General features: G+C 59.5%; 18 protein-coding genes. 12 read left to right on the top strand and 6 right to left on the bottom strand.

Going from position 1 to position 10,856, the window contains the following annotated elements; all coding sequences use genetic code 11:
• The 7 genes from V7116_RS09540 to V7116_RS09510 all read left to right on the top strand — a co-directional run.
• Window positions 1–307, top strand: a 307-nt coding sequence (locus V7116_RS09540) for a phage distal tail protein (RefSeq protein WP_324391682.1), incomplete at its 5' end; no start/stop codon positions are given.
• Between the two features lie 8 nt (window positions 308–315).
• Window positions 316–1,332, top strand: coding sequence for a phage tail protein (locus V7116_RS09535; RefSeq protein ID WP_324391681.1), 1,017 nt, complete (start codon window positions 316–318; stop codon window positions 1,330–1,332).
• Between the two features lie 12 nt (window positions 1,333–1,344).
• Complete coding sequence (locus V7116_RS09530) at window positions 1,345–1,899, top strand: hypothetical protein (RefSeq protein ID WP_324391680.1); 555 nt, start codon at window positions 1,345–1,347, stop codon at window positions 1,897–1,899.
• A gap of 11 nt (window positions 1,900–1,910) precedes the next feature.
• Window positions 1,911–2,633, top strand: coding sequence for a coiled-coil domain-containing protein (locus V7116_RS09525; RefSeq protein WP_324391679.1), 723 nt, complete (start codon window positions 1,911–1,913; stop codon window positions 2,631–2,633).
• Between the two features lie 33 nt (window positions 2,634–2,666).
• A complete protein-coding gene (locus tag V7116_RS09520; RefSeq protein ID WP_324391678.1) occupies window positions 2,667–3,095 on the top strand; it encodes a hypothetical protein in 429 nt (142 codons plus the stop codon).
• Window positions 3,096–3,190: 95 nt separating this feature from the next.
• Window positions 3,191–3,706, top strand: coding sequence for a hypothetical protein (locus tag V7116_RS09515; RefSeq protein ID WP_324391677.1), 516 nt, complete (start codon window positions 3,191–3,193; stop codon window positions 3,704–3,706).
• A 2-nt stretch (window positions 3,707–3,708) separates the two neighbouring features.
• Window positions 3,709–5,157, top strand: coding sequence for an SH3 domain-containing protein (locus tag V7116_RS09510; protein WP_324391676.1), 1,449 nt, complete (start codon window positions 3,709–3,711; stop codon window positions 5,155–5,157).
• Window positions 5,158–5,247: 90 nt separating this feature from the next.
• On the opposite strand, the gene V7116_RS09505 is transcribed toward V7116_RS09510, so the two are convergent.
• The 6 genes from V7116_RS09505 to V7116_RS09480 all read right to left on the bottom strand — a co-directional run bounded on the left by V7116_RS09505 (window position 5,248) and on the right by V7116_RS09480 (window position 7,863).
• Window positions 5,248–5,427, bottom strand: coding sequence for a helix-turn-helix domain-containing protein (locus tag V7116_RS09505; RefSeq protein WP_324391675.1), 180 nt, complete (start codon window positions 5,425–5,427; stop codon window positions 5,248–5,250).
• 56 nt (window positions 5,428–5,483) lie between these two features.
• Window positions 5,484–5,759, bottom strand: a complete 276-nt coding sequence (locus tag V7116_RS09500) for a hypothetical protein (protein WP_324391674.1) — start codon at window positions 5,757–5,759, stop codon at window positions 5,484–5,486.
• Between the two features lie 94 nt (window positions 5,760–5,853).
• Window positions 5,854–5,991, bottom strand: a complete 138-nt coding sequence (locus V7116_RS09495; protein WP_324391673.1) for a hypothetical protein — start codon at window positions 5,989–5,991, stop codon at window positions 5,854–5,856.
• Window positions 5,992–6,074: 83 nt separating this feature from the next.
• On the bottom strand, window positions 6,075–6,368 hold the full coding sequence (locus V7116_RS09490) for a hypothetical protein (RefSeq protein WP_324391672.1): 294 nt from the start codon (window positions 6,366–6,368) through the stop codon (window positions 6,075–6,077).
• Between the two features lie 301 nt (window positions 6,369–6,669).
• On the bottom strand, window positions 6,670–7,083 hold the full coding sequence (locus V7116_RS09485) for a hypothetical protein (RefSeq protein ID WP_324391671.1): 414 nt from the start codon (window positions 7,081–7,083) through the stop codon (window positions 6,670–6,672).
• Window positions 7,084–7,590: 507 nt separating this feature from the next.
• Window positions 7,591–7,863: a hypothetical protein gene (locus tag V7116_RS09480; protein WP_324391670.1), complete on the bottom strand. Its 273-nt coding sequence runs from the start codon at window positions 7,861–7,863 to the stop codon at window positions 7,591–7,593.
• Between the two features lie 226 nt (window positions 7,864–8,089).
• Between V7116_RS09480 and V7116_RS09475 the strand changes: the two genes are divergently transcribed.
• The 5 genes from V7116_RS09475 to V7116_RS09455 all read left to right on the top strand — a co-directional run bounded on the left by V7116_RS09475 (window position 8,090) and on the right by V7116_RS09455 (window position 10,829).
• Window positions 8,090–8,314 carry a hypothetical protein gene (locus V7116_RS09475; protein ID WP_324391669.1) on the top strand — a complete coding sequence of 75 codons (225 nt, stop codon included), beginning with the start codon at window positions 8,090–8,092 and terminating at the stop codon, window positions 8,312–8,314.
• 62 nt (window positions 8,315–8,376) lie between these two features.
• A complete protein-coding gene (locus V7116_RS09470) occupies window positions 8,377–9,945 on the top strand; it encodes a DNA cytosine methyltransferase (RefSeq protein ID WP_324391668.1) in 1,569 nt (522 codons plus the stop codon).
• A 10-nt stretch (window positions 9,946–9,955) separates the two neighbouring features.
• Entirely contained in the window at window positions 9,956–10,201 is a 246-nt protein-coding gene (locus V7116_RS09465) for a hypothetical protein (protein WP_324391667.1), read from the top strand.
• Window positions 10,183–10,428, top strand: coding sequence for a hypothetical protein (locus V7116_RS09460; protein WP_324391666.1), 246 nt, complete (start codon window positions 10,183–10,185; stop codon window positions 10,426–10,428). The genes V7116_RS09465 and V7116_RS09460 overlap by 19 nt, the downstream gene beginning before the upstream one ends.
• On the top strand, window positions 10,416–10,829 hold the full coding sequence (locus V7116_RS09455) for an ASCH domain-containing protein (protein WP_324391665.1): 414 nt from the start codon (window positions 10,416–10,418) through the stop codon (window positions 10,827–10,829). The genes V7116_RS09460 and V7116_RS09455 overlap by 13 nt, the downstream gene beginning before the upstream one ends.
• Window positions 10,830–10,856 lie beyond the last annotated feature (27 nt).

The raw sequence follows: 10,856 nt of genomic DNA, 5'->3' as shown, positions 1-10,856 counted from the left end.
GCGCGGCTATCCCCAACTCATCATCCGCGGACCCTATGACAGCGCACGCATCTCGAATCTCACCACTGGCGCGCAGATCGTGCTCAACACACCCGTCCCGGAAGAAAGCCTGATTCGCATCGACACGACGCCGGGCGCGATCACCGTCACCCGTGATGGTGAGACGTCGATGAACGAGATCAGCGACGGCAATCTGGTGGACTTTTACCTGACGCCGGGCGCGAACCGGCTGGTGCTCAACGGAACCGGCTTCAACGTGGCGTCCAGTTTCCAGGTGCAGTATCGCACGCGCTATATCGCGCTATAGGAGCAGGTATGGAGACATCTTACTTTTGGGATGGGAACCGCAACGCGGGTGATGTGGGCGACTGCGGACCCTACGCGGCGTCCGCGTTGGCCGGACTGTTGGCGGTTGTGGCGGAAGAACGCACCGGCGTCACGTCCGGGCTGGTCGTCACGGCCTCAACGCCAGCCGCGCGATCGGTGACCGTTTCGGCGGGCAAGCTGATCATCGCGGGGCAGCTCTACACGAGCACCACGCCCCTCACGATGGCGCTGGATGAGAATACATCCGGCAACCCGCGTATTGACAGCATCGCGGTCGAAGCGGACTGGACCGCGCAAACGATGCGTCTGAAGGTCATCAAGGGTACGCCTGCGGCCTCGCCTGCTGCACCGGCGCTGACGCAGATTGTAGGCTCGCTGTGGCAGGAACGGCTGGCAAACATCCAGATCGCCAATGGTTACACGACTGTCGCAGACGGGGATATTACCCGGTCCCGGCGCTGGGCGCGGCCCGATTTTCCGGGCCAGATCACCATGACCGCTGTTGCTCCTCCTGGTGCGAATGGCTGGGTCATTTGCAATGGTCAGGCGTTGAGCCGAACTGCATACGTTGACCTGTTTGATGCTATCGGCACTTCGTTCGGCGTGGGCGACGGGAGCACAACGTTCAACGTGCCTGACTTCCGTGGCCGCAGTCCCCTCGGAATGGACAATCTTGGCGGCACAAGCGCCAACCGTGTGACGAACGCCAATGCTGACGTGATCGGCGGGGCAGGTGGAACCGAAACACACACGTTGAGCGAGGCTGAGATGCCCGCTCATGGTCACCAGGAACAGGGTTCTGGCACTAGTGGAACGGGCACTACACCCGTTACCTATGGGTCGGTCGCTGGTAGCGGTTTGGGCAACTTCACACTGGTTGCCCAGAATGTCGCGGTCAGCAGCGGTGGTTACCTAAGTCCCTTGAAGACCGCGAACGCGGGCGGCGGCGGGGCACATAACAATATGCACCCGTGGCTGGCCGTTCCGGTTTATATCCGCACATAAGGAGTCGTATACATGACTGACATCACGAATATCGGTGTTCCGCAGGTGGCAAATCAGGCATTTGTCCCGCTGGCGATTGAAGCCGGGATCGAGCAGGTGATCCGCTCCCTCGTGCCGCTGGCGACCGACAAGCAGACCTTGCTCATTAGCCTGAAAACTGCCCTGTCTGGCAGTAATCCCGGTCTGGCCGCCGCGCTGAACATGGACACGCTGGATGCGGTGCTGAAGTACATCACGGCGCTGCCCGGCTCCCCTATCGTCCTCGCCGCCGCCCTGCCGGAGATGCTCAATGCGGACGGCCCGGCGTCCGTCGCGGCGGCGCGGGATTCCAACGTGACCACGCAGGTCAACATCTCATTCCCGTCAGCGCCGGAAGGCTACGGGTACGGTATTTACCTGGACGGCCTGTTCCGCAAACAGGGCAATCAGGCGGGCACAAGCGGCTGGGTGAGCGAGTCCATCTCTGACGTGCCGGTGGACGGCCAGGAGCACACGATCCGCGTCCTGTACATCAAACTGGACGGCGGCGCGCTGACGCGATTCGGGCCGGTCGCCCGGTTCACGTAGGGGGCGGTGGGGTGGATATCGTTCACGAGTTCTTTCAATTTTTTCTCGATAACCTTCCGCCTTTGGTCATCGCCTTGTGTCTGATGGTTGGGGCTGGTGGCGGTGTGTATTTCTTCCGCCGATCGCGGGCCAATGCTGAGGTGGGGATTTATTCCGAAGCGCTGAAGGACGTCACCGACGCGCTGAAGACAAGCAACCAGACGGTCGATAGCACCCAAAAGCGGCTGACGGAGGTACACGCCACCAACATCAGCCTGAATGAGCAGCTATCTGCGACGCAAGGCCAGCTCAAAGAGGAACGCAAACAGTTCGAGCAAAAGCTGAAGGCGGAGCAGGATCAATTCGGTCAGAGGCTGCGCGAGGAACGTGAGATGTTTGCCAAAGCCCTGGCCGATGCGGAGTGCCGCATTCAGGAGCTTGTTTCCAACGCGGGCGTGCTCGAAAAGGCGCGCACCAGTGATCAGGAAACCATCAAAAGCCTGACGGCAAAGGTGGCCGTGCTTGAGGAGCAGGTCCGTACCCTGGAAACGAAACTGAAAGACTCTGAGGACGCTCGCGCACAGGGCAACGCCGAGCTGGTCCAGCTACGCACCGAAGTTCAGGAACTCCGGGCGCGTGTTGCGCGGGACGAGGAAGAAGGGCGTGAGGCTAAGGCCGAGCCGACGCCGGACACGCCAGCCGCCGATGCGCCACCCGATCCGAGCGAAGAAAAGTCACCAACGCCGGGCGAATAATCCAACTCAATCCATGCATGGAGGTATGGAGAAGTGACCGAAAAGCCGTTCTACAAGAGCAAGAAGTTCATTTATGCGGCCTGCACCTTCGTCGCCGCGCTGATCCTGTACCTGCTCCAGCTTGCCAGCCCGGACATGACGCAGGACCAGATCGAGCTGCTGAACCAGATGATCCTGATGGTGCTCATCATGGGCAGCTTGCTCCTGACCGGGCACACGATCACGGATGTCACCGCCGTGTGGGTCAACCGTCCGCAGACGAAGCCGCTGGGCGAAGCCGCGCACGATTTGATTGACGCGGTGACGGGCGGCGATGATGTGATCGAGCAGCCGTACTACGCGGACTATCTGGCCTACCGGGACAAGGCATGGTCCGCTGGCATGGCGGCGCTGTCCTATAAGGACTGGTTCGACGCGCAGAAGCCGAACGAGGGCCTTCCCATCGCCGAACCGACCGCCTGATCCTCTACTCCCCCTGTAGCATCACGGGCAGCTGCGGACACGTGGCTGCCCGATTTTTTCCCCGTCGAACTGAAAAAAAACTCGAGGTGTGAACCATGCGTTTGAACGTCCCTTACGTGTCGCAGTTGGGCGATGGTGCCACGCTGCCGGATGACTGTGGGCAGGCCAGCACCCTGACGCTGCTACTCCATTACAGGCGCGTCACGGCACGCGTCGCAGTAGACATGTTGAGCCGTGACACCTACGGAAAAACGACCGCGCCGCAGCTCGTGAGCCTCGCCAGCCGCTACGACCTGCCGATGGCCTACGATACCGCTCAGAACCCGGATCGCGGGCTTCTAGCGGCGTTTGAGGCGGGCCATCCGGTGATCCTGCTGGTCAACTATGCCGATCTCGGATTCCCCGTGCACCTGGTGGGCGGTGTCAACCAGGGCCTGCACTGGCTGGTCGGAACCGGCCAGGATGAGGACGGGAATTGGATCGTGAACGATCCGCTGTGGGTCGGGAGCCAGGGGGCAGGGCTGACGCTCTCGCCCGCGCGTCTCAAGGCGGCCTATCGCCGCTACCGGGTTTTCCATCAGGACGCCAAGCCTCTCTTGGCGGGAGCGTAACAGTGAAGGGCTTCACGCGGTTTTTGGTGGGATTTGTCATCCTGGCGCTGCTGCTGGTTGAGCTGCCATTTGCGGTGCAGCCAGTCGCAGCGCAGGGCGGTACGTGCACGGTCGAGGTCGTGGCCTCCCCGCGCCTGAACCTGCGCGCCGGGCCGGGCACGAGCTACGCGGTCAAGCGCATTATCAACGATGGCACATTGCTCACTGCAACGGCGTTTAAGCGCGTTGGAAGCGATTTGTGGGCAACCATCCAACTCAGCGACGGATCGGCGGTGTGGGGCGCGGTACAGTACGCGGGGGAGACGCTGATCAGCGTGCCGGACACGGACGCCTGCAATAACATCCTTCCGGCAGCCACGGCAAGCTGCACCGGGATCACGCGCGTCTACCTCAACGTGCGCAGCTCCTACAGCACGGCCAGCGCCGTGATCCGCACGCTGACGACCAATGTGCAGATCACGGTGGCGGAAAAGCAGGCGGTTGGCAGCAATACGTGGTATCGCATCACGTCGCCGGTGGCCGGATGGGTCGCCGGGCTGTACGCCGGAGAAACCTATATCACGCTGGGAACGGGCGAGGCTTGCGATCCATACCGGACCCTGCCTGCTGCTATACCGTCACGAGTCGCCACGCCGAAAACCGGCCTGCACCTGATCTACGGCGCGCAGGCTGGCCCGGTGCTGGCCGCCGTCCGGCGCGGTGCAGTAGGCACGATCAAAGGCACGACGCTGACGGAAAACATCATCAAACAGGTGGAGGCGGAGCGGCCAGGAACGATCACGGTCTGGCGCAGCACACACACGCTGGCCGGTGCCGCAGACTGCCCAACCTTTGCGGGCGATCCGCGTGACGCAGCCACACAATGGTGGAGCTGGCAGTACATCTCTTGGCAGCAGGCCGGGCTGGTAGGCGTGGTTGACTATTTCGAGGTCACCAACGAGTGCTTGGGTGATCAGGCGTGGTTTACTCAGTTCACCCTGCGCCTCGAAGAATTGGCGAACAATGCCGGGATCTGCCTGCTGATGTTCAGCGATGCGCCGGGCAACCCGGCGCTGCTCACCGACTGGCAGACACGCAAACCGGCGCTCGATTATGCGCTGGCGCATCCGTGCCAGTCCGGGCGCACGCACGGGATCGCGCAACATGTCTATGGCATCAATCCCGGCGTCGTCCCTACTGCGACCGGCGCGTGGATCTTCGGGCGTCACCATTTGATCCTGGGACTGATCAGCAGCAAGTACGCGGCGCTACCATGGTATTTCAGTGAGTGGGGCGTTGGGAACGGGCGCGGCCCGGTGGACTGTGGGGCGCTCCAGACGGACGTACGGAAGGCGCTGAGCATCTACAACGGGGAATCAGAGGTGATGGGGTTCGCGGTGTGGAACGTCGGCGGCAACCCGTCCAGCGCGACGGACTGGACAGACATCACCGCCTGCTTGGGCGGATTGTAATCCACCATTTTCGGTGCAATGGCAAATTTTGCACCGAAAATCAAGGGTTTACAGTGAATAAAAAAAGGCCCGGCGATATGCCGGGCCTCACTATTTTGCTGGCCGCCCACGTTTGCCAAGGGAGGCTGCGCGGTAGGCTTCTATCTCGGACTTTCTGATGAACCAGTCGCGTCCCATCTTTTCTGCTTTGAGCGTTCCGCGCGTGATCGCCTGCTGAACCGCGCGGAGCGTGATACCGAGTTCTTCTGCTGCTTGCTTCGTTGTGAGCATGTACCTCTCTCCAGCTTAAGGGGAACCCGTTACCGGGTTCCCCTGCGTGCTCCGCCTCAGTCTTCGTCTTCCTCAGCCTGTGCTTTCTGGTCGGACAGCGACGCCTCAAACCGCTCGATCATGTAGGTGCGATCCGCCTCGCCAAACCATCCTGGCAGGTCCTCGCTATTCTCGATATGGTACTTGGTGAGAAAAACCGCCAACTCGTGAACATCAGTGCCCGGCGTTACATCATAGGCGGCAGTGTCCAGCATGTCACGGACATAACCGTCCAAAATACCGATCTGCGCTACGCGGTCGAACGTTTCGTTTTCGTCATTCTGGATGCTCATCTCTCGGTTTCTCCTGATTTGCTTGGGCGCTTCGTGCGCCGCGTTACTGTCTGTATTGTACGCTAAAACGAACAATAATGCAAATAATCCAAACCTACCGGGCCACCAGTTCATTGAGGGTGATCACCAGCGCCGCCACCAGCGCGGCGAGCACCAGCCAGGGGTCAAGATCACCGCGACCGCACACAATCCAGGTTTGCCAATCGGCCAACCAGCGAAACAGTTTGCGCATTCTGTCCTCATTTCTTTCAGCCGTTCCCCTGCTTCCCGCTCCTGGCAGGCTGTGGGGGTTGCCCCCCACAGCCCTTGTAGCGGTTACATTATGATGGCATCACCATCAATCACAACCGCTACCCCTTCGATCCTCGCTGCGCACTGCATTCCAATCCCAACCAGGATTGTCATGTCCAGTTCGCTGAGACCGAAAGCGACACTGTAGACGAGGACGGTTTCAGAAGCGTCATCATAGATGGGCGCTGCTGACCCGAACCGCTCAGCGAGCTTTCGGCCCGCGAGGTGGACCACATAGTCATCGTCAGGTCCCCGATAGGGGATGACAATTCCGACCATATGGAGGGGGTTGCCAGAAGCGGGAAGTTGTGAGACCATTAGAACGTACTCCTTTCAGAGTAGAGAAAAAGGATACAGAGCGAGGCGCTGGGCCGTTACCCCAGCGCCTCGCTTTACTACCCGCTTACTCCGTTTGTGGTCCCTTTCAGGATTTCGCGGTGTCTCCGCGTGTCTCCGGTTTCCCGGTTTGGCCCCTAGCTCATCGCCGTAGGACACTGTATTTAACTATCTAAATTGTACATTGTGACGTACATTTTGTCAATACCAAATTCCCCTAAAATGGCACAAAAAAGCCTCCAATTTTTGATTGGAGGCAGGGTGTTTTTGAGGGGAAAACGGCTTACTGAAGCACGTCGCCGGGCGCGATGGGAATCGCGTGAATTAGGAACCCTTTGAGGCCGGTCGTCAGATGGCCGTAGAGGACGTGGAACTCGTCCAACGACAGGCCGAGATCCGTGATCTGCTCGTCAGTCAACTGCGCGCAATCGACCATCGTAATCTCGATAATCTGAAGGTCGATCCGGCGCTTCGAGGGCAGGGCGCGGATCGAACATGTGCCGCCCTGGGTGCTGGTCGAGAGGCCCGAGTGATTGACACTGTAAACCTGCTGGCCGGGTTGGAATACATCGTCGCGCCGTTGCCAGGGTGCATCCGGCGTGATCTGCACACGATCTGCCGGAACAGCGAAGGTGAGTAGGGCGCTTTTCTGGCCGGTTAGGAATCGATCTGCGTATGGGGTTGCACCGCGAAACATGGAATCTCCTCCTATGCACTTTGCTCTACCCGACAGATTAACACGAGCACCACGCCCTAGCAAATGGTGTAATCCTCCTGTACAATGAGCGCAGCACTTTGCTCTGTGCTAGCCGGGCCGCGCGGATTCTTCCGTTGCGGCCCGGCGCGCTGCTATCCCCTTTGACTCCTCTAAACGGGTGATGTATTCTCACATCATGCCCGAGTTGTGGTGACTCTTTGCACTGTGTTCCAGGGGCGATCCGGCCATAGATCGCCCCGACCCTCCTTTCTGTGTTCTTCTTTACCCTGCACACGTATCGTCTGATGGTACGTGTGCCCAACTTCGATCTATTTTTAACTGTGATCGGGCGGCAAGGACGTAAGACTGTATCGGTAGTAGTGAAGGCCGCCCACAGCGACGGGTTGCCTGGATGCCAGATTTAGGCGATCCGTCGCTCCAAAACGCGAAGGGCCGGAGACTTAACATCTCCGGCCCGTTTTGTTTCAAGCTAATTACTACACGAAACTACTTGCTGTTTTTAATCGCTTCGAGCTGCTCCTGGTGGCGCTGCTCGTTTCGCAAGCCAACGCTGTTACGCCACGCCAGCAGCGCGAAGAACGCGATGATCGGCAACCCCACGCACAGCAGGATCGTCACGCCCGCGCCCTGGCCGAGCTGGTAAGCATCCTCATTCACGCCCGGCTCAGGATCGGTTGACAGACCGCTGATGATCCACAGCGCCAGGAACACCGTCAGCAGCAGCGCGATACCCGTGAACAATCGTTTGCGGAACCTCATACATACCCCCGAAGTGTGCTTTAAACCAACCTATATGTGCTCCATTATATTCCTTCATAGGGATATGCCAAAGGGCAAACGCTATCCCCTTTGACGCTCCTGTTACGCGAGTTGTAAAATGAAATAGTAGGTTATAAATCGCCGGGTGCGCGCATGAAGCTATATAAATCATCGCGTATAAACGGCTGAATAGGCGGAGAAGCCCATATAGGAGAGTGCAGATGTAATGGACCTGCGTTGGCGTTTGAAGTACCTCAAGGCTCGCATCCCCGTCCTGCAGGAACAACTCATCATGTGGATCGTGTGGCACTTGCCGCGCAAGCTGATCTACTTCGCTGTGATCCGCTGCTGGGCGCATGGCACTACGGGCCAATACGGGATGACCAGCCCGGATGATCTTGGCTGGGGTGAAGCCCTGGACCGCTGGGAAGGCAAGGCGAAGGCCGCCTAACCTTCATCGCATTGACCAGTTCTATACCCGGCAGCACAAGCGATGTGCTGCCGGGTCTGTTTATGGGAGACGAGGCCATGTTGCCACATTCTTCAGCGATCACGGTCACCGATCAATTTTGCGGCGCGGGCGGAAGTTCTTCAGGCGCGGTGGAAGTACCGGGCGTCGAAATCCGGCTTGCTATGAATCACTGGGATCGCGCCATTGAAACGCACAATAGCAATTTCCCTGACACCCTACACGCGCTGGCAGACGTCAGCCAGAGTGATCCGCGTCGCTATCCGACAACGGACATTCTGATCACGTCGCCGGAGTGCACTAATCACAGCCTAGCCAAAGGCCGAAAGCGCAAAAACATCGCGCAACTGGACCTGTGGGGAAACGATCAAATCGATCCGTCTGAAGAACGCAGTCGGGCCACGATGTGGGATGTGCCGCGCTTTGCGGAACATCACAACTACCGAGCCGTGATCGTTGAGAACGTGGTTGACGCCCGGTATTGGGTGATGTGGGACGCCTGGATTCACGCGATGGCGCTCCTGGGTTACGAACATGAAGTTGTCTACCTGAACTCAATGTTCGCGCCGCCGACGCCCCAAAGCCGGGATCGGATGTACGTAGTGTTCTGGAAGAAGGGCAACATCAAGCCCGATCTAGACTTCCGCCCGGTGGCGTACTGCGAACACTGCGGCCAGGAAGTCGGGGCCGTTCAAAGCTGGAAGCGGCAAAACAGGAAGTGGGGCCGCTATCGCAAACAGTATGTGTATCGCTGCCCGCGCTGCACGAACGTGGTCGAGCCGATGTACTTCCCGGCTGCCAGCATCATCGACTGGAGCCAGCCGGTCGAGCGGATTGGGGATCGGAAACGTCCGCTGGCTGCCAGCACGCTGAAGCGTATCCAGTACGGCCTGGACAAGTACGCCAACCAGCCGGTCGCTGTGGAGCTTGGATACACACACGCGGGCGATAAGCGGTGCAGGCCCACCGATGGGCCGCTACCAACCATGACAACACAGCAGTCGGTGGGCCTGTCATTCCCACCGTTCCTGATGCAGTACTACACGCGGAACTCCGCCCACAGCCCGATCGATGAGCCAGTTCCAACGCTCACGGGCGAGCCGCGTCACGCGTTGGTCATGCCGCCCTTCCTGGCATCGGTCAACTACTTTGACAACATCGTGCGTGGTGTCAACGGTGTGTTCCCGACGCAAACCACAGCTAACAAGATCGGACTGGTGATCCCGCCCTGGCTGATCACGATGCGCGGCACATTGACCAGCCAGGGACTTGATGAGGCCATGACAACGGCCATAGCGTCCGGCATCCAGCAGGCGCTCATCACGCCGCCGTTTATCAGCAGCTATTACGGCAACAATCAGGCGTCGAGCGTCCTAGAGGCAATTCCGACCATTTCCGGCATCGAAAAGCACGCTTTGATCGAGCCGAAACCGGCGCTGGAAGACTGCGGCTTCCGCATGATTCAGCCTCACGAGCTGCAACGTGCGATGGCCTTCCCAGATAAATACAACGTCACCGGGAACAAGCGTGAGAAGGTCCGGCAGTTGGGAAATGCTGTGACGCCGCCTGTCATGAAAATGTTGGTTGAACGTGTCGTTGCAACATTCGCTTAAAGGAGCACACATGCTTACCTATGACCCGGCCACGCGCACCGTGACCATGAACCTGACCAGCCTGGAACACTGCGGCTTCGATCACGAGCAGTTCGACGATGAGCTTTTCATACACGGCTACGAATCAGAGGAAGCCCGTGCGCCGGAAAAGATTATCGTGATCATGGCGCCCTCGAAGTCGATAGCGAGCTTGCAAGCATGGCTCGGAAACAATCCAGACGGCGAGGATAAAGCAAAGTGTCCACCAACCGCATAACCCAAACCGCACTAGCCGACCTGCTTGACTACTACACCATGCGCATCAACGGCAACTTTGTGACGCCGGAGGAACGCCAGATCCATGCCGCGCTTACGGAGCTACAGGACAGGCGCGACGAAGATCCGCCATTTGAGTCAGGCTGGCAACCGATCTACGACAGCGACGGCGTTCAAGCTGGTTGGATGGGCATATGTTTCTCGGAGGATGACTGTTGCTCGCCCTGAGTCTCTGGCAGCCCTACGCCTCCATGATCGCGCTAGGGCACAAAACGCACGAAACCCGTGATTGGTCAACGCGCTATCGCGGCCTGCTGGCGATCCACGCGGCCCGGCGCTGGACAGCGGAGGAACGTGCGATCTGCGCCAGTGAGCCGGTCGCCTCTATCCTGGCCGCGCACCAGATCACGCCGGATGCCCTACCCCGTGGCGCGGTGCTGTGCATCGTGCGGCTGGTAGATGTGGTCACTACCGAGCAGGCCATCGTCAAGGGCCTGGACCCGGTTGACAGGGCGCTGGGCAACTACGCGCCGGGCCGCTTCGCATGGGTGCTTGAGCTGGTTCGCGTCGCGCCGGAGCCGGTGCCGGTGCGCGGCGAAAAAGGACTATGGGACTGGCGCTGGCGGTAGTTGTCATATTTTCCCGATCATTTGCCA

The sequence above is a fragment of the Aggregatilinea sp. genome (assembly GCF_036822615.1).
In the GTDB taxonomy this organism is placed as follows: domain Bacteria; phylum Chloroflexota; class Anaerolineae; order Aggregatilineales; family Aggregatilineaceae; genus Aggregatilinea.
This window is presented reverse-complemented; position numbering and strand designations above follow the sequence as displayed.